Source organism: Rhizobium sp. LjRoot258, assembly GCF_964254185.1.
Classification (GTDB): Bacteria; Pseudomonadota; Alphaproteobacteria; order Rhizobiales; family Rhizobiaceae; genus Rhizobium.
The window spans coordinates 2,114,222-2,136,668 of record NZ_CAXUST020000001.1; the positions used below are offsets into that span (position 1 = coordinate 2,114,222).

At 56.5% G+C, this 22,447-nt stretch carries 18 protein-coding genes; 11 read left to right on the forward strand and 7 right to left on the reverse strand.

Going from position 1 to position 22,447, the window contains the following annotated elements; all coding sequences use genetic code 11:
• Positions 1-172: 172 nt before the first annotated feature.
• Complete coding sequence (locus ACSQ9D_RS10510; protein WP_436283813.1) at positions 173-826, forward strand: adenylate/guanylate cyclase domain-containing protein; 654 nt, start codon at positions 173-175, stop codon at positions 824-826.
• Here ACSQ9D_RS10510 and ACSQ9D_RS10515 read toward each other — a convergent pair.
• The 4 genes from ACSQ9D_RS10515 to ACSQ9D_RS10530 all read right to left on the reverse strand — a co-directional run bounded on the left by ACSQ9D_RS10515 (position 759) and on the right by ACSQ9D_RS10530 (position 7,476).
• On the reverse strand, positions 759-5,270 hold the full coding sequence (locus tag ACSQ9D_RS10515) for a hypothetical protein (RefSeq protein WP_436282190.1): 4,512 nt from the start codon (positions 5,268-5,270) through the stop codon (positions 759-761). The two genes, ACSQ9D_RS10510 and ACSQ9D_RS10515, sit on opposite strands and share 68 nt — an antisense overlap.
• Positions 5,271-5,644: 374 nt before the next feature.
• Entirely contained in the window at positions 5,645-5,983 is a 339-nt protein-coding gene (locus ACSQ9D_RS10520) for a DUF2442 domain-containing protein (protein WP_436282191.1), read from the reverse strand.
• A 27-nt stretch (positions 5,984-6,010) separates the two neighbouring features.
• The gene (locus ACSQ9D_RS10525; protein ID WP_436282192.1) at positions 6,011-6,673 is read right to left on the reverse strand and encodes a DUF6602 domain-containing protein; all 663 of its coding nucleotides are present in this window, start codon (positions 6,671-6,673) and stop codon (positions 6,011-6,013) included.
• A gap of 53 nt (positions 6,674-6,726) precedes the next feature.
• Positions 6,727-7,476: a nucleotidyltransferase domain-containing protein gene (locus tag ACSQ9D_RS10530; protein WP_436282193.1), complete on the reverse strand. Its 750-nt coding sequence runs from the start codon at positions 7,474-7,476 to the stop codon at positions 6,727-6,729.
• Between the two features lie 495 nt (positions 7,477-7,971).
• Between ACSQ9D_RS10530 and ACSQ9D_RS10535 the strand changes: the two genes are divergently transcribed.
• The 5 genes from ACSQ9D_RS10535 to tnpC all read left to right on the forward strand — a co-directional run bounded on the left by ACSQ9D_RS10535 (position 7,972) and on the right by tnpC (position 12,429).
• On the forward strand, positions 7,972-8,955 hold the full coding sequence (locus ACSQ9D_RS10535) for a helix-turn-helix transcriptional regulator (protein ID WP_436282194.1): 984 nt from the start codon (positions 7,972-7,974) through the stop codon (positions 8,953-8,955).
• 318 nt (positions 8,956-9,273) lie between these two features.
• Positions 9,274-10,047 (forward strand): SIR2 family protein, encoded by a 774-nt coding sequence (locus ACSQ9D_RS10540; RefSeq protein ID WP_436282195.1) that lies wholly within the window; start codon positions 9,274-9,276, stop codon positions 10,045-10,047.
• Between the two features lie 35 nt (positions 10,048-10,082).
• Positions 10,083-10,469 (forward strand): transposase, encoded by a 387-nt coding sequence (locus ACSQ9D_RS10545; RefSeq protein WP_436282196.1) that lies wholly within the window; start codon positions 10,083-10,085, stop codon positions 10,467-10,469.
• Positions 10,466-10,819 carry an IS66 family insertion sequence element accessory protein TnpB gene (gene tnpB / locus ACSQ9D_RS10550; RefSeq protein WP_436282197.1) on the forward strand — a complete coding sequence of 118 codons (354 nt, stop codon included), beginning with the start codon at positions 10,466-10,468 and terminating at the stop codon, positions 10,817-10,819. Before ACSQ9D_RS10545 ends, tnpB begins: the two co-directional genes overlap by 4 nt.
• 68 nt (positions 10,820-10,887) lie before the next feature.
• Positions 10,888-12,429, forward strand: a complete 1,542-nt coding sequence (gene tnpC, locus ACSQ9D_RS10555) for an IS66 family transposase (RefSeq protein WP_436282198.1) — start codon at positions 10,888-10,890, stop codon at positions 12,427-12,429.
• A gap of 2 nt (positions 12,430-12,431) precedes the next feature.
• Here tnpC and ACSQ9D_RS10560 read toward each other — a convergent pair whose 3' ends face one another.
• A complete protein-coding gene (locus tag ACSQ9D_RS10560) occupies positions 12,432-12,875 on the reverse strand; it encodes a hypothetical protein (protein WP_436282199.1) in 444 nt (147 codons plus the stop codon).
• A 170-nt stretch (positions 12,876-13,045) separates the two neighbouring features.
• On the opposite strand from ACSQ9D_RS10560, the gene ACSQ9D_RS10565 reads away from it, so the two are divergent.
• The 5 genes from ACSQ9D_RS10565 (at position 13,046) to ACSQ9D_RS10585 (ending at position 18,702) form a co-directional block, all read left to right on the forward strand.
• The gene (locus ACSQ9D_RS10565) at positions 13,046-13,318 is read left to right on the forward strand and encodes a hypothetical protein (RefSeq protein ID WP_436282200.1); all 273 of its coding nucleotides are present in this window, start codon (positions 13,046-13,048) and stop codon (positions 13,316-13,318) included.
• Positions 13,311-16,139 carry a hypothetical protein gene (locus ACSQ9D_RS10570; RefSeq protein WP_436282201.1) on the forward strand — a complete coding sequence of 943 codons (2,829 nt, stop codon included), beginning with the start codon at positions 13,311-13,313 and terminating at the stop codon, positions 16,137-16,139. Before ACSQ9D_RS10565 ends, ACSQ9D_RS10570 begins: the two co-directional genes overlap by 8 nt.
• Before the next feature lie 432 nt (positions 16,140-16,571).
• On the forward strand, positions 16,572-16,832 hold the full coding sequence (locus ACSQ9D_RS10575) for a hypothetical protein (protein ID WP_436282202.1): 261 nt from the start codon (positions 16,572-16,574) through the stop codon (positions 16,830-16,832).
• 75 nt (positions 16,833-16,907) lie between these two features.
• Positions 16,908-17,438: a hypothetical protein gene (locus ACSQ9D_RS10580; protein WP_436282203.1), complete on the forward strand. Its 531-nt coding sequence runs from the start codon at positions 16,908-16,910 to the stop codon at positions 17,436-17,438.
• 367 nt (positions 17,439-17,805) lie between these two features.
• Positions 17,806-18,702, forward strand: a complete 897-nt coding sequence (locus ACSQ9D_RS10585) for a hypothetical protein (protein ID WP_436282204.1) — start codon at positions 17,806-17,808, stop codon at positions 18,700-18,702.
• Positions 18,703-18,774: 72 nt separating this feature from the next.
• Here ACSQ9D_RS10585 and ACSQ9D_RS10590 read toward each other — a convergent pair whose 3' ends face one another.
• Entirely contained in the window at positions 18,775-20,466 is a 1,692-nt protein-coding gene (locus ACSQ9D_RS10590; RefSeq protein WP_436282205.1) for a hypothetical protein, read from the reverse strand.
• Positions 20,463-22,238, reverse strand: coding sequence for a hypothetical protein (locus tag ACSQ9D_RS10595; RefSeq protein ID WP_436282206.1), 1,776 nt, complete (start codon positions 22,236-22,238; stop codon positions 20,463-20,465). Before ACSQ9D_RS10595 ends, ACSQ9D_RS10590 begins: the two co-directional genes overlap by 4 nt.
• Between the last annotated feature and the right edge of the window lie 209 nt (positions 22,239-22,447).

Here is a 22,447-nt window from a genome sequence, read left to right on the forward strand (position 1 = left end):
CTCCGTTGTATCATGGAGCGTCATCTAGCGGTCATTCTTGCGGCCGATGTTGTCGGCTACAGCCACCTCATGGAGGTCGATGAGGAGCGCACCCATGAGGCTTTCCGTTCCTGCCATGACCTCATCGCCAACCTGATATCACGACACCGCGGGCGGATATTTGCGGGTGCCGGTGATAGCGTGCTGGCGGAATTCGCCAGCACCCTCGACGCGGTACGGGCGGCGGTCGACATCCACGGGACTGGCCGAGCGTTCCTTCGATCTATCGGAGAGCGGGCAGATGAAGTTTCGCATTGGTATCAACGTCGGTGACGTACTCGCCGAAGACGGCAATCTTTACGGTGATGGCGTCAACATCGCGGCGCGCCTGGAGGCCTTGGCGGAGCCAGGCGGAATATGCCTGTCCGGCAGCGTTCATGAGCATGTTGAGCGAAAACTCCTCTTGCAATACGTGGATGTCGGGTTGCAAACGCTCAAGAACATTGGCAGGCCCATACGCGCCTATCGCATCCCGATCCGACAAGCATCCGGGAAGGCGCTCTCGATCACCGCAGTACATACTTTCGCGACCTACTGGCTGGTGCCACGCCTCGGAACCTTCCAGACGGCACACCCTGACCTAGATCTGACAGTGGAGGCCATGAGGCGCGTGGTCGATTTCACGCGGGAGCCTGTTCACAGTCGTGGGCGGCAGGGTTGGCTCTCAGCAAGAAGCTCCGAGCAAGCAACCAGCCGCCGCACTTATCGCCCTAACTTCATCAGGGTTCCCGGAAGCGGACGAGATTTCCGTGCCATTCACCGTTCATTTCGTAGTAGAAGCCAATGAAGTCGTTCCGGGCGAACAGCCGTTCCTCATAGACATAGCGCTTGTTGCCCTTGCCGCCATCCTTTTCGGCCCACACAATCCATACGGGTTTGAGCCCATTTTGCTCGGCGAAGGCTGCGATAACATCGGCGCGCACGACTGTCACGCCATCGTCTCTGCTGTCCGTGTCGTGCACGAACGCCGGTCTGCCATTTTCGCTGACATAGTACGTCGACCAGGCATCGTTCGGCCTCAACTTCTGAGAGCTGAACAGTGCTGCTGACGGTACATTGAAACCTCTGTCGCTCGGTATGCCGCTGCGGTCGTACTCGCCGAACTTAGGCGAATAGCTATCCACAAACCGGCCGAACTTGATATCTGCGATGTCATTGTAGAGCCCGAACGTGACATGGCCGCTAAGGTGGCGAACGCTACGCTGCCCATACAAGGCCAGTGACTCCCTGCTACCGTCAAAAACGTCACCGTCATCTCCGTCCAAGGATTCGGTAGTCAGGTCGTCAAGCCGCCCAACATCTTCGGATTTGAACATCACCAGCTCGATGCTGAGCTGCGCGCTTTTGAATGGATCGGCCGACTCGATATTGTTCATGTAGCCGAGGCTGCGGGAGAAACTCTTCTGAAGATACCATTCCAGATCGTCGGTATCTTTTTGGACGAGGAATTGCACGGCATCGGGAAGATCAACCGGCGTCTTGGTCCACTCCATGTTTTCGAGCGGCTCGTTTGGCGTAAACACCATCTCCGGAATTTTGATACCCTCCGGGAAGAACGTGCTCGCTGGCCTCGCGAATTCACTTGCCAAGTAGCTCGGATCGATATCGGACCGGTCGAAACGTTCGAGTTCGAGTAAAACCGTGGCAGGACTGTTCCAGTCGAGATACCAGTGGTGGTCGGCAAGGTAGCCGATGAGTTCCTGGTGGGCGATGTGCTGATATTTCTTGCCGATCCGCTCGATCTGGTGGTCATGGCGTCCATGTGAGTAGCGGAGGGTCTGTCTCTCGATGGGCTCGTGCACGCTTTGGTCCCATCCGAGCTTCAACGTGCGATCGACGATCCAATTCCTGGCAGAGAGGATCGAGAACTTTTCGATCTGGCCAGTGCTGCGATATGAAAGCGGCTGAAGAGCCTGATAACGGTCGCGCAGTTCAGGAGTGAGGAGTGCCAGCAGCGAGGTCTCCAGGTCGTCATAGGCTTTATCAAGCTGTCCTTGTTTGTCGACGTCCTCCGCCGTGCTTAGCACGGCGATCCTGGCGGCGAACTTCTCCAGCTTGGTGCTGTCATCGTCGTCGTGCAGCTCGACGAGCAGCGCGTCAATATCGGCGCGTCCCAACAAGCCGGCCATCGAGCCCTCCGCCTTTTGCGAACGGGCGTTTTCCAGCTGGTTTCGGAGTCTCGCCGCCCGCGGATCGAGTTCTTCCGCATCTGCCCAGAATTGCTCGATCTCCATCTCCCTCGATAGAGGTGGGTTCTCACCTCTCGTTTCTGCCGAGAAATGGCTGTCGATGCCGGAAATAGTGTAGCGGCCGAAATCACCCGCCATCATCGGCTGCTTGGAGCCGTCTTTCTCTGAGAGATAGCCAATGACCGAACTGAAGATATCGCGCGCGGTTTCATGTAGCGGCGCGAGATCAGCCAACGTCGGCCACTCCGTGATCGGCGAAGACGCGTAAGGGGGTGTCGCCCGGCGGAGAAGCTCCGCATCAAGCGCAGCGCCACGCAAATTGGCGTGGACGATGATAAGGTGCGCGTAACGGCGGACCCAAGCGTGACGTTCAACCGATTGCTTGGCGAACACCATCCGGTCCGCTGCTTCCGCAGCCAACTTGAGAATTGAAGGATCAATGCAATAGAGGGCTCCCCCGACCGCCGCAGCCAGCACCCGCTCACGGACGTAGGCATCATCCCAATCCTTGAATTCCTCGATTAACTGGGCGATCTCCGCCGGGAACTTCATGAGGAGGCTCGAAAGGGCCTTGGTCGCGCTGTCCCGCACTTCGCGATCCATCGTCGAGGTCATCAACGCGATGGCCGTCGCGATGAGGTGTATCTTTTCGGAGCCGATCTCAGCCGCAGGTGCTGTCCAACTCCAATCGATAAGCTCTTGGACAACGGACCATTTTTCGTCATAGGTCTCCGTTTTACGAACCAGGTAAAGTGACCAGGTCGCGTCGCGATCGCCCAACGTCACGGACCCGAGTTTTTCCTTCAGATAGAGCGCGTTGAGCCGGCATTCGGGAACGGTCGCCAGCCCCAGCAGCACATCGAAATATACATCGTCAGATATTTCGGGCTCTTCGGTCTTACCTGAATGACCCCGAATACCTTCCAGCAATTTCCGTGTCTCCTCGAGGATCGCGTTTCCCTGACGCCACTGGAGCGAGTCGAGGAAGTCTTCTGCGGAAAAGAACACGTGATCGACGATATTATTTTCGATATCGGGCAGCTCCTTACCCAGGCGCAGCGCCGTGAGGGCGAACAAGGCGGTCCGTGGCCCGGCGAACTTCCACGGCGTCTCCTCGTCAAAAAGATAATGGTATTTTCCACCTGGTTTGATTGCGGCGGCGAGAGCCGGTTTGCTGCCTGCGTCCCGAAGCACCGCGTCGGCGATGAAATAATCACTGAACTTCTGGAATGCGAACGAGATCTGCTTCCCGGCTTTCCCGTCCTTGTGATCGGGTGTGTCGAGGAACATGCCTTCATCGATCAGCTTCATCAGCAAACGATCACCGGCCTTCGTAGGGAGGCCCAGATCGACAATCTTTTCACAGATCGTATTCGCGATTTTGAAATCCAGATACTCACTGCCGTCTTCGGCCATCCTCGCGGAAATCGCCTCGGCCACTTCCAAAATCTTCCCGTCGCCGCGCTCCAGTCGGTTGTACCCTTTGGTAGTCAGGTTGATTTCGATCGCTTCCAGCCAGAAATCGATGAGCCTGCTGATGGAATCCAGGCCCCTGGGGAACGAGGTCTGCTTCGTGGCGATCAGGAAATCGACCGCCGTGGTCAGGAACAGCGGGTTGTAGAGTATGTCCCGCAGTTCGAAGATCGGGGCCGAAGGACGCTCGATACCATGGCGATCGAGGTATTGGCGAGCAGCCTCACCGAAGTTTGCCGAAAACCCCACGTGTTGGACGGTGACGACGCCGAGGCCGGGCCGCAAGCACAGCTTCTTGTAGGACGAGCGGATCGAAGCGCAGAATCCGATATCGTCGAAATGTCGGACCTGCGAAATCAGCTTGGGCAAACCAGGTTCCCATCCGGCGGCATCAAGACTTTCATTGATACCGTCGATGGCGAGCAACGCGGGACGACCGCTAGCTTTCGCAGCGGCGTTGAGAGCGCCAAGGAAGGCCTCAAAACGTAAGTCGAGATCCATGTAATGAAGAATTTCGCTTTCCGGCTTGTCGCCGTGATCGAGTACGCGGCCGGGAATGAACACCGCAGGATAGCCCTGCTGAACGTGGCGCTGCACCTCGCGGGCGATAATATGCGACTTCCCGATCCCCGCTTCGCCCTCGATGAGTAGCGCCGGCGTCCGAAACAGCTCGATTTCCTGCAACGAAAACTCGAACGCGGCATCCATGATGTCGCTGTTCACTTCCGAAAGCAGCCTCCGGGTTTTTTCCGGATAGACGTATCGCTCCCGTCCACTCGCTGGGTTCTTGGAGTCTTTGCGCGTCAGGAAGCGCGCCTGCTTCAGGACGAAATCCACCGATCCGCTATTCTCAATGTCCCTCAGCATCTTCAGCAGGCCGGCGATACGTTGATCCGACAACCTGGCCGGATCAGTTTCTTCCGCCGCCTTACCGAGTTCTCCGAGGAGGGAAACTGTCTGTTCAAAGTCCGCGAAATGGCTATCGGTGTTATCAAGCGTTCCGATCACCGCCGCCAGTTTGTCCGTAGATGTATTCACGGCCGTCCAAACAGCGGCCAGTCGTTCCCGAAACCCCTCCCCCTTGGTCATGATTTCTAGAGTGTCGCCGATCTTCACATTGACATGATCAGGCTCTCTATAACGAGTGCCGATGAAGGCCAGCGACTTTCCGAGTTGCCTTTCAAACCAGTCCTGGTCGAGAACTGTCTCGTCGAACCAATACAGCCGCATCCCAGCGTGGGCGGGGTCGCTTCTCTGCAGCCGCGATACGAAGTAGGTGTCATCCCACAGAACGATCTCGACCCTCCGCTTCAAGGCGGTCGCTTCGTCCTTGCACCACTTCACGAAGCTCTTCCAGTTCTTGGTCTGGGTATCGTTCTCTCCCTCGGAATGCCCGCTTAGATTCCGGGGTATCGCGACGTAGTACCGCTCCAATTTCGGATAATTGGTCAGCGCCGCCGAAAACGACTTCTTCAGCTGGCCGACCTCCGATGAGCCGAAGCCATCGGTGAAGTATTTCGACTGCCAACCCCAAACGCGCTCATCGGCGAAACGCGCGATGATCTCCACGCCGCCATCGGCACCCGGTCCCCGGTGTTCAATTTCGATTGCGCCTTCAGGAGGCTCTGCCAAAACCAGTTGACGCGTCAGCTCCTCGAAACCGTCATTCTGAGAGCTGCGGTGTTTTCGAATATTGCGGAAATTAATATCTGGGTTTGACACGGAATTCTCGACTTCGAAAATAGCTGGCATTGAAGGATAGTGGAGATTGCATATTTAAGTTGTGACGTCGGCGTGTTCAACGTTGTCGCGGCGTGGCCTAGCTACATCAACTATGGTAGGTCGGAGGCCGCCGCTGACGTCACTACCGAGGGGGGGATCGAACGGCCTAGGTCTGTCTGCCCCATCCCTCACAAATCCGCTGGCCGATCATCGTCCCCAAGCTACTTTTCCTGCTTCTTTCCTGCCCCGATTTGGTCAGCGTTACCGAAGATACCGCTCATAAGTCCGGCGATGGAATGGTCAACATCAAGCCGCTCCCAATGCAGACCCGTTTCCCCCAGCAGCTCTACCTCCGCTAGATCGTCCTCGCTACCGCCTTCCAACCCTTGCAAAGCTCCGACCGGCACCATGAACGCCGAACCGTTCATGAACTCGATTATGACCTTACCCGAGTCGGCATCGTAGCGGACACTTTCGGAGATAGGTCGAACAGCCCGTTCGGCGCTCCATCGCTCTTTCGCGTAACCAAGGTCTTCATTCGAGGGCGTTCGACTTCCCATGATGTTTGCTCCCGTCGAGGTTGCCCCTTACACTTCGTCCAACCAACGTGCGTACTCTCGCACGTCAAGCATGGGAACGGTAGCAAGTTGCTGAAGGCGACCTATGAGTTCAAGCAGGAATGCGGTCGCGGCTTTGTCACCGTTGTAGACATTCAGCCCACTTTCGGCATCCCAGGTGAAATGGCCCGCCGAAGCAATGCAGCCGATGTCGAGGCGGCTCTCGGCCCCAACATCCAGCGATCTAAGAAGCGGATCCCCCAGCGCCGGAGTCCAGTCGCTGGACAGCGCAAGAATACCGCCCAGGATAGCCGTGGGCTGGCGGGGCTCGTACCTGCCGCCAGCGTGAGGAACAGGAAGGCTTGTCCGCCAGAGCTTCCGGACGCTGGCCACCTTTTCGTGAGCGTAGTTGACCATCGCGGCGTTGATCGATTGCTTTGCCTCGAACACCGCATAGACACTCTCGGCAGGAATGAAGATTTCACCCTCAATCTCGAATATCAGAGGGGAATATTGGCGATCGTATACCACGACGTCCAACTGCTGGCTGAACCCATTGCGACTGTCGCAGACATGCGCCTTGGCAACGGAGTAGCGCTTAGGCAAGTATGTACCGAGGAGTTCACGCCAAATCTTCTCGCTCGCGTCGCCCTTCGTGCCCGGGTGCTGCAAGGCCTCTCGTGCCGCGGACAAACGGCGTTCCACATCTCGATGGAGGTTAGCCATGAGGCTTGGAAGGGACCAATTCATCGGACGATCTGACTCCAATTTGTCGCTCCGCGCGCTGCCACTGCGGCAGCAACGATGCGTGCTCGCTCCTGAGCAGTAAGATCGTCGGAAATGATGTTGTTCGTGTTCGCGGGATCAACTACCCGGGCATTAGGGAAGCTGTCTCGGAGATAGGCTAAGACGTGCCAGACATTTTCACTCAGGCTTCCATGGCGACCGTTCAGGGCAAGGATCGTAGAAAGCTCGAGGTAGAAGGATGGGAAATCAAGCCCCTTCTGATTGCGCCAGAGCTTTAGAAGACGGATCTCTGACGTTCTGCCTGATCTGCCGACCAGTTCGATGTGCTTTTGGACATTGGTTTTTGTCCAGGCGTTTGCCCTTCTCCGGTAAAGGCTGTGATCGTGAGAAAAGTTGTCTTGTCGCTTGGCTGGCACTAGGTCTACGTCGTAGCCATTCACTTTGATGTTGATGGACACGTTTTGTCGCTTGGGCGACAAGCCTCCAACAGCCCGGAACAAGGTCTCGTAAATGTCAGCGAGAGTATTCGTCGTATCGGAATGGAGGGACACAAAAAGATCGATGTCGGTGCCATTTCGGTTTGCTGTGCCCTTTGCGAAGGACCCACTCGGATGAACCCCTGCGAGTTGAGCGCCGGCCCAATGCATCAAAACTGGCATCAGAGCACCTTGAACCATCCGTGCCGGCGAATTGATGCTGACATCCACTGCTTCGCTCGCAAGAATCTGTTGGAGATATGAGTCCGTCAAAATCGTCTTCCCCCGGAACAACACTTCAAGCAAGCGGCCGATACGATCAGCATCAAGCCCATGATCGGAGTGACCGCGGCAGGCGGCCGACTGTCCGATGAAACAATGACGCGATTCCCTTACGTCGCAGTATGCGGTATTCGCGCTCGATGCGAACTCGCACACCTGCCGGGATTGCGTGCCACAGGCCAGTCTCTAACTCATGACCTATCTGTCTGGCCTGGGCTGCCGAAGCGGCTACCCTGAGATCGGAGGTCCGAACGACCCAACCTGCTCCCTTGCCCCGCGGAGTCGCCGACTGGGCATCGCCTTCACAAAACAAGAGACGGTCAATGTTTACGATCCTGGCCATCATTTCACTCCTCTGATCCCGTCGCGGTCGACCTTTGTCGACCTACTCCGGATGTCTTTTTCATCGTTCAGCTGTCGACCAGCTGTGTAACGCGTTGTAGTGACTGTGGGTGTCATTTTCTGTCACCCACACCAGGAGTGAGGATGTCCCTCTCGAAAGCTCAGGACTTGATCCGCCTCGCCCGCCTTGCGGCGACCCGCCGCATCGGAATCAGCCTCGAAGAAATCTGCGAGGAATTCGACGTTGCGCACCGGACCGCACAGCGGATGACCGAAGCGCTAGAGACCGTCTTCACAGGCGTGGAATGGCAGGACGGACCGGATCGTCGTCGTCGCTGGCGGGTCTCCGATCCTATGCTCGATCGCCTAAGGCCCAGAGAAGAGACCGCGATCGAGGCATTAGAGATCGCAGGTCGGTCCGCTCTTGTCGAGGGTCGGGTGCGCCATGCCAAGGCCCTATCTGATTTGCGCGAGGGTTTACTTTCTCGCCTTGCACCAAGGGATGCCCTCAGGACGGAGGCGGATGCCGAGGCAGTCCTAACGGCCATGGGGTCTGTGACGAAGCCCGGACCGCGCGTAAACCTCAAGCCGGCCGTTCTCGATGAAATTATCGAGGCGCTCCGCGGTCCCTTCCGTCTCCGACTGCGGTACGGTGAGCCAGACGCTCCAGAACGAACTATTGAGCCGCACGGGCTGCTCCTCGGTCATCGGAGCTACTTGGTGGCTCGGCAACCATCCCGTGGAGAAACGATCCTTAGCTTCCGAACCGATCGGATACATGCCGCCCAAGTTCTAGACGAAAGCTTCGCCATGGCCGACGGGTTCTCCCTGGGCGAGTATGCTGCCAAGTCATTTGGTGTTTATCAGGACCCCGCGCAGTATGGCGAAGTCGTCTGGCGGTTTACTCCAGACGCGGCCGCGCGCGCCGCGGAATTTCGCTTTCACCCTACGCAAATGTTGGAGCCAATGGATGACGGAAGCCTTGTGGTCCGCTTTCATGCCGCTGGATGGCTGGAAATGGCTTGGCATCTCTACCAGTGGGGCGACAAGGTCGAGGTTGTCGCTCCGGAAGAGTTACGCACGATGGTGGAGGGTTATCGCAGGCAAGACTTCAACGCTCTGCCCTAACAGCCCAATGGGCAGGATGGTTCTTCATTTGCAGACAAATCCCTCTCTGATCCGAAGCTATGGGGTACAGTTGGCCGCCCGCCTAAGTGGAGAATGTGGATGTGCCAATTTGATTACTGCCAAGCAGCTTCCTCGCTCTTGCAACTTTCAGTATTCCGTTGCAAATCCCTGTTAGGGAGGCCAGACATCTCGACAACTGAATCAACCAGTCATCAAGTCTGAAAAGCTGATTCTCGCGCAAGAGGAAAGGTGTCTGAATTAGCCCGTATGTCCTTGGTTCAACGATAGTGTTGGCGATAGAAGTGATGTGGAGCGATCTTGGCCGCTAACATCGAGTTGCTTCCCACGATTCCCGACGGAATTCGCGAAGCGGCGACCCGTGGTGTGCTTGTGCCTTTTGTGGGTGCAGGTGCATCGCTGCTCGCCGGCTGCCCAAGTTGGAACCAGTTCGCAGGGCGTGCCTTGAGAGCACTCCTTAACTCGGGAGGTTTCAGCTATGCTCAGTTGGCTCAGTTGGAACATCTGAGCCCAAGGGTCAAGATATCAATCGCACTCGGAATGCAACGAGACGGAAATCGAACGATCGATTTCAGAGAACTCCTTTCTCCGAGCCAGGGCTACGAAAATCCAATGGGACGCCGCATATACGGGGCTCTGTCGGGAATAGCGCAGACGTTCGTTACCACCAATTATGACGAATGGCTCGATAACGAGTTAGCACCAAGCCAGAATGTCACTAGCAAATCTCCAAAAGGATCTGCTCTGCCGCCCTCACGCGCCCGAAAGGTGTACCATAAGATTGAGGACCTCACGCCAGACCGGTTGAGCGAGCCTGGGGTATTCCATATTCACGGTAGCTTGCTCGACCCCGCCGGCATGATCATGACGACCAGCGACTATCTCCGGCACTATGCAAACGACCACCACGACACACGACCGGGACGTGAGAACCGGCTACTCACGTTCTTGGAGCACCTCTTTCAGCGGAAGACTGTCCTGTTTGTTGGCTACGGCCTGGAAGAACTCGAAATCCTTGAGTACGTCGTAACCGGTGTTCCGTTCCCACGTTGTCCTTCATGCCCTAATCTGTGATCGCCTTTCCATGGATGAGCAACGGGAGTTTCTCGATGGAGAGTACATTGGAGTTTCTCACAACCAGGAAGTCTGGACGTGAGGTTCACCGGCATTGGCCCGATGAGGTCAAGGCGCAGATCGTATCGGAAAGCCTTCGGCCCGGTGCGAAGGTGAATGAGGTCGCCGAACGCTTTGGATTGCGGGCGAACCGCCTTTCGACTTGGCGGACGATGGCGCGGCAGGGCAAGCTGGTATTGCCCGCACCCGTGGACCCGGTGGAGTTTGCAGCGGTTATCGTCGATCCGCCCGTTTCGGAAGCACTGAGCAAACCGGTCAGTCGCCCGGAGGTCATCGTCGGTTCTGTCACCATCCGTCTGGAAGAAGGCGCGTCTGCCGCCCGCATTGCCGCTGTCGCGCGTGCCTGCGCGGTTCCTGCATGATCTTTCCATCGAACCGGGTTCGGATCATGGTGGCGACCAAGCCGGTCGATTTCCGCAAGGGCCACGATGGCTTGGCGGCTCTGGTCAAGAACGAGTTGCACAGGGACCCTTTTACAGGGACGGTCTTCGTATTCCGGTCCCGGAAAGCAGACCGATTGAAGCTGATCTACTGGGATGGCAGCGGATTGGTGATGGCCTATAAGCGGCTGGAAGAACACACCTTCACCTGGCCGGGCATCAAGGATGGCCTGATGTCCTTGGGCCATGCTCAGTTCGAGGCGTTGTTTGCAGGCCTCGACTGGCGTCGGGTCCGATCCGTGGTGGCGAGAGCGCCGGACGCCATCGAATAGATGCGGCACAATGACTCGGGCGGCAAATTCCAACGGCGAAGTGCCGCCGGCTTTGATACTCTTCGACCATGTTGGACGCCGCCGATCTTCCCGACGATATCGCTGCCCTGAAGGCGATGCTGCTTGCGGCACAAGCCCGTGAAGTTCGCAAGGATGATCGGATCGAGCGGTTGGAGAAGTTGGTCGCCGCTTTCAAGCAAGCCGCCTTCGGCCGCAAATCCGAGAAGGCCGATCCCGAGCAATTCGATCTTGCACTGGAGGACCTGGAAACGGCCATCGCCGCTGTCCATGCCGAAGACGAGGCCGATAGCCCTTCTGGTAGACCACACCCCAAACCCCGCGCCACCAATCGTGGTTCTCTGCCTGCCCATTTACCTCGCGTCGAGGAGATCATCGAACCGGAAAGCCTGATCTGTGCTTGCGGCGGAGGCTTGCATTGCATCGGCGAGGACGTATCCGAGCGGCTGGATGTCATCCCGGCGCAATTCCGCGTCATCGTCACCCGACGTCCCAAGTATGCCTGCCGTGCCTGCACCGACGGCGTTGCTCAGGCTCCCGCTCCCACACGATTGATCCAGGCCGGGTTGCCGACAGAGGCGGCCATCGCTCATGTGCTGGTATCCAAATACGCCGATCACCTACCGCTTTACCGACAGGCTCAAATCATGAGCCGACAGGGTATCGATCTGGACCGTTCCACGCTGGCCGATTGGGTTGGCCGCGCGGCATTCGAATTGCGTCCCGTCTTCAACGCTCTGATTGCCGACCTGAAGCGGTCGACAAAACTGTTCATGGACGAGACCCGTGCTCCGGTGCTCGATCCCGGTTCCCGCAAAACCAAGACCGGGTACTTCTGGGCTCTGGCCCGTGATGACCGACCGTGGGGCGGAGGCGCTCCGCCAGGAGTGGCCTTCACCTACGCTCCAGGTCGCGGCGGGCACCATGCCGAGCGGATATTGCAGGGGTTCACGGGCGTCCTTCAGGTGGACGGCTACGCTGGATATAATCGGCTGATCGCACCGGATCGTGCCGGGCCCGACATCCGGCTCGCCTATTGCTGGGCGCATGCCCGTCGTAAGCTGGTCGAGATCACACGCACCGGCTCGGCTCCGATTGCTGAGGATGGTGTGAAGCGGATCGGCGACCTCTATCGCATCGAAACGGAACTGCGCGGTCTCGACGCCGACGCTCGCCTAGCTGGTAGGCAGGCACGGTCAGCGCCTTTGATCGCAGACATGCGGACGTGGCTCACACATCATTGTGCCCGTGTCGCTGGCAAGTCGCCGCTTGGCGAAGCTCTCGCCTATGTCGCCAAATACTGGGATGGGCTCTGCTTCTTCCTGACCGACGGTCGCATCGAGATCGACAACAATTCTGTCGAACGAAGCATCAGGCCGATAGCCCTGAACCGTAAGAATGCTTTATTCGCCGGGCACGACGCCGGAGCTGAGAACTGGGCGACCATCGCCTCGCTGATAGAAACTTGCAAGCTCAATGCCGTCGACCCGCTGGCCTATCTGACCGCGACGCTCACCGCCATCGTTAATGGCCACAAGCAAGCCCGGATCGAGGAACTATTGCCATGGAATTGGGCGAACAAAGCAGCTTAAATTTAGCGGCCTTTTTGGTTTGAAGGACCAAATCTATCGGTTCTCCGCCGCTCAACGCCGGGGTCATGATGCCGAACACTTATGGTGTGTGCGCTCCGGTAAGTCTTACCGAGATCGGAGACAATTTCGATTTCGCACTTCGCTTTGGCCGGTGCAACGATGGAAACCTTGATGGCTCCATCCGCGAGCCACGCTTGCGGCATCGCATTTGCCTCCATCATTCGCAAAACCGCCCCCCGATAATATTCTTCTGACACGGCAAAGGCACGATGGTCAGAAGTCTCAGTCGAGTGTATCAGCTTGAGTTGAAGCTGGCGTTCGCCGAGACGGTCGAGCGCCAAAACGTACTGCCCTACAGCCCAATAACCTTCGAGATCGTTATAGCGGCTAACGAATGATCCGAGAATGTCGTGGCAAATCCCTTGGAACTGCTTTCTCCTGGACATCTGGAATCAAGCTCCTTCGCAACCAATCAGAGAATGTCGATGCACTCCCGATAGCAGCGACTTTCACTTAATGGCAAAGCTTTTCGATCCAGCCGAACGTCAAAGGAAGGCTTGCCCCGGAAACTATAGGCAAAGGCAACGTGGGGCGAAAACATCGGTTACAGTACGTCGTGCAGAAAGCAAAGCGCTCCGAACCCAGCGGTGCACATGAAGCCAAGCACTACATTCTTCAGGGGTACTTCGGCCACGAAATTGAGCTGATGCAAAGCATGCGCAGTTACTATCTGAACGAATGTGGGATCGAATTGATAGGGTTCCGCCGAGACGAGAAAGATTGGGATCAACTCGCTGACGTTCTTGAATATTTCGCCAACAATTTGGAAGCGCGCGACCCGATGCTGGCCCAGGACTTCTCCGACATGGAGGCCTTACTAAATGAATGAAGCATTGAATGCTCGGCAAGCATCCTTCGTGGCGATGATGAGAAAAAGCCCCGACCACGCCAATCGCGGCTTTGACCTGCTTTCCAAACGAGAGGATGCGCAAGATTACCTTGGTGTTCTGCGAAAGGAAGGCCTTCTTGACGCAGATAAGAACCCCCAACCAGTATCGGTTCCCGACCAGGAGGGATTTGTCCGAATCCCTTATTGGCGTGCGCTGGATTATCTGGAGACCTTAGCCCGTCGCTCAAAGGAGAAGCACGACCTGGAACTTGGTCGGGCACTATTGGAAATCGTAGCCGCGATATCCATTCCTACCAGCTCAGGCGAAACTGTAGTCGACAACTACCACACGTTTCGGAAGTTCGCCGAGATCGTGGGATTAGTTCCGATCGACGTGGTCAATGACTCGGTAGTAGATTTGGTGCCTATCTGGTTGACGTCCAAATACGATCGATCTTTGGCTGCAATTGCAGTGTCAGATGGCCTTCTCTCCAACCTTTTAGCCACCGATTCTGACGAAGCCGCTCGACAGGCCAGTCGCATTTTGAGGTACCTGACACATTTCGAGCATGGCACAGATGAAGATGTTTTCGAGGTGAAAACAGTCGTCGACGACTTCTGGCTCAAGGAGATATTCTCCAAGCATATCAAGTTGTTTGGATCTCGTGCGCGTGGCGAGGCGGCAATCGTCCTCGAAAGCCGCTTGCGGAACGTGTTTGCTGCTAGGCAGAAACCCTATCGTAGTTCACTGTGGCGTCCAGCTATCGAGGACCACGAACAAAATCGTGGGTATCGGAAGGCAGAGAATATCTTCGTTGAAGGACTACGCGATATACTTCTGGCGTGGACCGAAACAGGGGACAAATCGGTCGATATCTACGTTGAAAGGTTATTGAGCGACAAAGCCTTTGATGTGCTTCAACGCATCGCGCTCCATGTAGTCGACGAATTCTACGATCACTATCGAGACTTGCTGCCCCCCCGTAAGGCAATCAACTTCCTCGCCGACCCCTATCGACATGAACTGTACCGATTCCTTAAAGGGCATTTTTCCGACTTCAGCGACGCTGATAAGGCGCTCCTAGTGGACGCGATAAGATCTTTGGACGTAGAGGGCAAAGATGACAACGCCGCGCGTCGACGAGCTTACGTGCAGCGCGACTGGTGCTCTGCGATCCGCGATAAGGGCTACGAGCCTGCGGACGTTTTTTTTCGATCGCTCGACACCCGGAAGGGCTTAGGGGAACTTTCCGACCACCCTGACTTCCTGTCCTTTTTCACGATGCGAGCGGGCCCGGATCGTTCGCCTTTCACCGCAGAGCTTCTTGCTACGAGCGCCCAGGAGGGACGCCTTGTTGAATTGACGTCGTCCTTCAAGGAATCAGGCTCTTGGCGAGATCCGAGTGAGGAAGGTCTCTGGGACACGTTAAAGGAAGTAGTCTCGGCCCAACCCGAATTGTTCGTTGAAAGGCTGGATGACTACGTTGGGGTTTCAATTCCCCTCATCCACACTCTCATTTCAGGGCTGTCGCGTCGCGTTCAGGAAAAGGCCGCAGAGCCGGGACCAACCGCTAACAGTCGAATCTGGAAAGCTCTGGTTAGCTACTTTGAGAACGTTCTTGCCGATCCCGGCTTTTGGACAGCAACAGACGTTGACGGACAAAATCTGCTACCCAGGCGCAGCTGGGTGCTGTCGGCCATGGCCGACACGCTTGCTGCGGGTACTCGTTCCGACAAGACCGCTTACCCAAAGGAACTTCTGCCTGCGGGTTGGAGAGTTATATGCGTTCTTCTCGAGCGATGCCCTCAAATCGAGGAGTTAGAGCTATCCGACTTGTCGATGCAGGCGATCAATACGGCCCGAGGACGTGCTATCGAGGCGGCCGTAAGCCACGCTCTGCGAGCTTGCCGAGTTGAGAAAAAATCTGGGAAGGACCATGCGGCGGTCTGGAACGAACTTGCGCCAGTTTTCGACGCACAACTCGCGCTGACGAATGGGAGTAACTACGAGTTCTCGCTCCTAATGGCTCAATATCTGGCAAACTTGGACTACCTCAGTCCCGAATGGCTCGAGCAGAATTTCCAGAGGATTTTTAACCGCAACAGTTTTGAGAACTTCCGCTGCGCTCTAGCCGGATTGGCTTACACGTCCCTTACCAGTCGAGTTTACCTCTTGCTGGTTCAGCATGACGTAATCGGTGCGGCGCTCGATACTGAGTACCAGAAGCGCCAAGAAGGTGAACGTATTGTCGAATTCATGTGCTTAGCGCTGCTGTGGGGCGATGAGGACCTGGAATCGGCTCGGTTCTCGAAGCTGTTCGAATCGGATCGCGAAGCGGAGCTAATGACAGCCACGGACTGGTTCTGGAGCGTTCACGACACCAAGATGTCAGAAAGGCGAAAACGCCTCGTGCGCCGGTTTTGGGCGAAAGCGTTGGATTGGAGCAGCAGGCGAAAAGCCCCTCCAGTTCGTCTCTTCTCAAAACTATGCAGGCTCGGCGGATACGTTGACAAGCTCGACAGAAACTCAACCGACTTGTTGAAAGCCGTCGCGCCTTATGCCGGCCACGACTTCAACATCAGCGAACTAATCAAGGAGATCGTTCGCCTTACGCCCACAAGCCCGCAAAACGCTGCCCTGCTCACTGAAACGATGCTATCAAGCTCTAGGCCTTACCATGACTATCGAGGCGAGTTGAGAAGCCTTCTCCGCGTGCTGGCTGATCACGGACAGCGAGAAGCTGTTTTCAGAGTTTTGGATGCACTAACGAAGACAGACCCGTCAATGGTCGAGTTTTACAATGATCTCTCCGCGAACTAAGTGTCAGAAAAACCAAATGGTGCCTCCATTGCAGCGCCCGGATGGCGTTGTCGTTGCCTGATCCACTGGAACTCACTGGAACCGCGAGAACTGGTGCCGCTGTCAGTGTGTTCAACTCCCTTCATGGCCATAATCTCGACTGGCAACAGACTGAGAATAGCGGCCCACTCCAGGGGACAGGTGGCCAATTCGGTGGCTATGTCTCATGGCAAGTCTTTTCACCCGCGAGGCCAGATCGTCACCGATCTGGGCACGAATTAGGTTTCTCACAGCGACGAAGCGGATCGCCTTCGCGCAAAGCGACCGGATTCCTGTGCATAAAGCTGCAGGTAGCGGATTTGACTGCCATTTCGTGGAGCGCGAAGTAAATTTGCAAGTTGCGCGAGCAATGAGTCGCAAGGTCAGTGATGACGAAGTTGAGAAAGCGGAAAGATGAAAAACGTCTGGGTCAGACTCCTATACCAGAATGGCAAAGGCATCGAAGACGGACAACACGATGTCTCATTGGAGGACTTCGGCGGGACGGTGCCTGCTGTCGGTGACCGCATCGCCCTCATGGTGCGTCCCACGAAATTCGTTCGCGTGGTCGGGCGCGTTTTTGAGGCGGACGGCGGCAACTCGCCGTATATCAACCTGATCGTGCGGACGGAAGACGGCGAAGACCTCCAGGACCTGCCAAGGTTCTCGGATTGACCGAGCTGGGCCGATAAGTTGCACTTTGCCGAAGGGATATCTTCGTCAGTTTTCGTCAAGCCCAACGGACCTCAAGTGACAGAATCCAATACCTACGAAATCGTGGAAATGCCTGAACCGCTTGGTCTTTTCGCTGGACAGCTCTTCGACAGAGCGCGCGAATATCTGTCCGCATTCCGCTTACTTGCAGAGCGAGAGGGCGAGATGCAGTTCCCGAAATACTTCGCGCTCACTCACGCTGTCGAGCTGTTCCTGAAGTCGTATCTCGCCACTCAAGGCATTCCGAAACTCGACTTGCGCAGCGGCAAGAAGTTTGGCCATCAACTCGATAAGCTCTTTGTTAAATGCGAAGAGTTGGGGATGCCGGTCAACGCCCATCTTGGGGATCTCATAGGGGAGCTTAACGAGAAGAACAGCGATTATGATTTCCGATACCCAAGCAATTACATACTAAGGCTTCCGAGTCCCCGGCTCTGCCTGGAGGTTATATTGCCGCTGGAGGGGGCGCTCCTTCCGATCGTGACACGCGAACGGAATCGCGCGCAAGTGCAGTGGGCGGCCGAGACGAGGCATTTGCGTGGTTGCAAGATCCGTTGGTCAGACTGAGGAGTATTTATACGCGAGAGGCCGCACATCATCAAAGCCCTGAATGCGCTTAGAGCCACTGGCGGCTTCGAACGCGTTGATCGCATACCCTTCCTCAGTGTTGAGATGGCGGAGAGATTGGTGGATCTCGGTTATGCCGACAAGCGAGTTACCAGTCTTGACGCGGTGGAGGTTTGCCTTTCCCAGGAAGGATGGGCCGCGCTACGGGATCAGGAGCGACCAAAGCGGGCAAAACTTTCGACGCTAGCACCACGGCTCAAAACGCTCAAACCACGAAGTTGAATGACGATAGCCGACGGCACTTTCAGTGATGGACAAATACAGCCTGAGAAACTGATCCGTGTCTCAGACAAGCAAGGAGCACTACATGGCGCGGGTCGAGTTTGTCGTCGACGACTTCAAAGCAGCCGAGGGTTTTGTCCGGTCCCTCCCCAAGACCGTAAGAGAGCTTAGGTTCGATCTGGATCGGAAAACCGGCTTACCGCGAAAATGGACTCCCACCCACTTGGTCATTGCCAGGGTGAACGGACGGTCGGTTGCCATGGCCGATGCCTTGTTTTCCGAGATTGGAAGTGCGGCTAACGGCAGTCTAGTCGCTCTCAGTGGCTTCGGCGCTTATGCCGTGCGTTCATTGCTGACGCTAAAGCGACAGTTTTATGCCGAGCATTGGGAAGCAACCTTGCGCTACCCAACCGATGCAACCGTCGCCATTGCCCGCAAATTTTTCGACGTCGCCTATGACCAGGGTGCGTGGGAAATCTCCCAAGAACTCATGACGCGGCACGGCGCGGACGGGAGGTTGGTGCCGTACCCGCTCATGACGTCGAACTCAACGCTGGCCACCTTTGGAATTCCTAGTCTACGATCTATTGATCCAGGTAGCCTGAGGCAGCTGTTGGTGACGTCTCGTAGTCCAATGGAAGCGGTGCTGACAGCGCCGAACGGCGACGTTCTCCCCCATCCGGTCGTGGTGGGCTTGGTGTTCGATCTCCTCGATATACCAATGAAGGTGCGCCAGCATCTGTCACGAATGTTTCTGTTGATGGCATCCGTCGCGTTCGGTCATTCTCCCGATCCTGACGCCGCGATGCAAATCATGGACCCGAAATCTTTCAGCGAATACCTAAGGCGAATTGAGGGTCGGCTTGAGGCGCTGCCTCGGCTACCGGGAATGTTCTCGGAAACGCCTGCGCCGCCGATCGATCTCACGCGCGTCGCAGGGAGCCTGTCAGCGGCAGGCGGGCTTTTGTCCCGGTCTGCGTAGGTGCCTTGGACCAACGCGGAAATACGCACCGCCGGAATGTGGGCGTGCGCGCTTGAGAAGCGCGCACGTTGCTCACACAGATGGGTCGCTCGGAACTTGCATAGTCCAGAAATGGATGGGAATGGGCAAGCGGTACCTCTGACACGCGACCAGGACCAGAGGCCACAAGCCGGCCTTTATGGCGCTCAGGTGTTGGAAGCTCTCCGCGGCGGCCACTTCGCTATTGACTTGTTCGATCAGCTTTTCTGGCGCGGACGTAGTGATATGGACGATGGCAGACCCATGTATCGCGGTATTCCGATAAAGATGTTCCTCGGATATTTCGTCGGGAACCCATAATTGCCAAGTGCAGTGTTGCATATCGTCGGACCGGAATTTTGCCAATTCGTTGAAGGACTTTTCATTGTCGAAGATGGCGAAGAAGAAAGCCAGTGTCGGGTAGAGAACGCTGCCCGCAGTCGCTTCTTCTTTGTAACCCGTCACGTCCTTTGGGTGCACGGCAAGTTCGCTGTAGTCGCGGAAAATGCACGGGTAAGCCCCGTCGATCCGGTGAGTGAACACCGAAATCTGCATAACGCCTTCAAGCCAATCAATGAGGCCGTCGGAGCGGCCGGATAACAAAAGGAAAAGAGTGGCAAGACTGATGTCGGTTGCGTGATCATCCCGTAGCGGCGATTCCAGCACGCGGTTGTTGATGATCATGTTCCATAGAACCGACGCGGCTTTGTGTATTTCGGCATCAATTTCGGCGAGGATGGCTTTGTCTTCGGTGCCTTCCTTCAACACAACCAGCCAAAGACCATGCACCGCAACGCGGCCGAGGAACTCAAACAGCGCGAGATTGGTGTCTATGCTAGCGTTCGACGGGACCGACAGGCCAAGACCGTCCTCGACTTTCACATAGGGTGCTACATGCTCTTCGATGAAGGCGGCACCAATTGTGCGGCTCAATGTGATGGCCTTGTCAACGACGTCGCCGAAGTCCTTGACCTTGGGGCCTTTTCCCAATTGCTCGCGACACAGGTCCCAGATCCATAGACTTGCGAGGGCCCCTGCCCGATAGGCGGCTTCCAGGTTTCCCGCATCGCGGCACCACACGAAAATCGTCCAAGCAGCTAGGTAGATCTGGCGTGCATTGCGCAGGCGAATGATCTCAGATTTCGGCGGAGTGGCCGTTATCTGTCGTAGGAGTTCCGTGAAGTGCGTCAGACAAATGCTCGGCTCGTCAACGAATGCCACGGCTTTGCGAAACGAGTTCTGTATCGCCTTTGGGAACATTTTCTCCCTGAGAAGTCCGGTGACCATAAACTCGGCGATCCGGTCGCCGTTCCACTCGTCGAAATCGATTTGTCCTTCCTTTGTATTTCTATCCATGAACCCATGGACCCTCGCCCGAACATCCTCCTGGATGTCGCCTCCGAAGCACAGTGCGATGACAATCGGGAGACCTTTGAGCCGCTGCGGCACATGGTGTGGAATGTAGACCTCGAGAATCTCTTCGAGCGACGGTCGCAAAGCCTGTTTGCCGCTAGCCCATTCGTTCCGGGTGAGGTCGCCGGATTTGATCGACAACAGAAACAACGATTTGTTGCCTGTTTTGGGATTGAGGCCCGTCGCTACTACGTCGACACCGTACTGCGTCGTTCCACGTTTCGGCCGCGATATGACGTTGAACCCAGCCTCGCTAATGATGTCCGGCAACACCACGTCGAGTTCGTCCCGTTCGTTGAGCGAGGCGAGATATTGTTTCAAGAGTAATTTCATACAGGTCGCCTCTCGCTTTTGAACCGACGAATGAAGTAGTCGAACCGCGCCGGATGTAGGACGTACAATCGAGGCAGCGTTGCAGACGTTTCGTATTCCTGAAGCGCAACGACTTGGCGGACGGGTTCAGCGTCGGGTGTTGGGTAAAAATAGGTGACCGACGAACGGCCATACAGGAGCGTGCTTTTAGACAAAAGAGATGAGACGATCGAGGCTGCCTCCGCTTGCTTATAGACGTCTTTACCCCGCTCCCGAGCGATCTCGGCCTGGATCCGCCGTTCCATCAGCGACGGCCGCAATGCGGGGTTCGGAGCCAACGCGTCGAGGGAACGCTCGTATTCATCGACACTAAACCGTATCCGCTTTACCGACTCGTCCAGTCCTGAGCGCGGATAGGTTTTCGACACGGTCTCCAATAGTTCGATATCGCGGGGGTAGTTGCGAAACCAGAACGACACGATTTTGTCTTCGAGCATAGGGCGTTCCTCCGGCGCGAGCGCAGCGAGGCAGGCATAGAAAAGCGACACCGCGGGACCCGACGTAAAGAGCATGTAGCCGAAGATCTTATGCAGCAGGTAGAGCACCTCCTGCCCGTTCAATTCGAAATCATCGAGATTGAACTGATAGATGCTTCGGTCCAGGGGCTGGAAGAGATCGAGCACCTGAGCGCAAATCTTCGGATCCCCGCCTCGCAGCCAATTGACGGCAAACCAGCCAAGAACGTCGTCGCCTGACGTGCGCATCTTGTCGATCGCCAGATGGAAAGACTTTAGGGACGGTGCGCGTTCCTCGGCCGCAAGGATAGCGGTCAGCAGATCCGCGGCGACATTCCCCTCCGCACGGAAGTCCATCCCGTCGATAATGCCGTCGATAAGGTACAATATCTCGGGAGTAGTCGAATCGGCGGTTTTCATGAACTGGAAGACCTTATCCCGGAGGGGATCGGGACAGGCACCGAGCAACATTCCGGATATCAAGGCGGTTCGTACCTCGATACTGGGCGCGTTGCATGCACCCTCGAGGGCTCTTATCAGTCCAGCAGAACTGTCAGGCGCGGTTACGAGGAAGTGGAAGGCTGAGCCGACCGCCGCGCCGGAGCGGGTGTCCGGGTCGTCGAGCAGATCCTCTAGCTTCGATATAATGGCGTTGCGCTCGTTTGCGCAGTTGTCACCGATAACCGTCAAAGCCGATGCGGCTGCCTGTCTGATCGCGACACGCGGGTCATTGCCGAGAGCCAGCACATAAGGCAACGCCTCAGTTGGTGCGTTCCGACCCCAACTGGACAGGAACGCATGAACGAGTGGTGCTTGCCATTCCTCTTGTCTGAGACGATCCGCGAGGATCACCGCTTGCTCGAGGTTCGCCTCGACCCACTTTGCGATACCGTCACGCAGTTGGTATTGGCTACTACCGGACGCCCGCCCCATCATCGTTTGGAAGAAGCCCCAGATTTCCGTCGCAGGGCCTTTCACGGCGGCCGCGAATCCACGCAAGGCATATCCCAAGCGAACGTGATCGCGAGGACCCGTCAAGACCAACCGGTCGAGAAGCGCCATGACATCAGTTTCACCCCCGTTATGCAACTCGGCCATGCTCACGCCGAGTTCCCCGAGTTTCTTGAAATCGCTGGTCTCGAGCAGGCTTTCCAGCGTGTTGGATTTCATCGCGGCACGAATTTGCTCTTTTAGAGGGAGGTAGCCGGACATGGGGCGAGAACCTTTAGGAGTGTGGTGTGATTCACAAAGCATTATGGTTGTGCTACGGCAGCGCATGGTTGTCACCTCCGGGCACACGATGCTCGATCCCTTCGCTGGCTCGGGCACCGTCGGTGTCTCCTAGGCCGTAACGGCAACAGCCATATGCCTGAAGGCTCCCTTGAACGGACGGGCCGTCAAAACGCAGTCCCGTGTCGCTTCCAACGAGTTCGGCTTCTTTGTCATCGTAATCCTTCGTGTCTGGACGCGGCGATATAGACGATAGG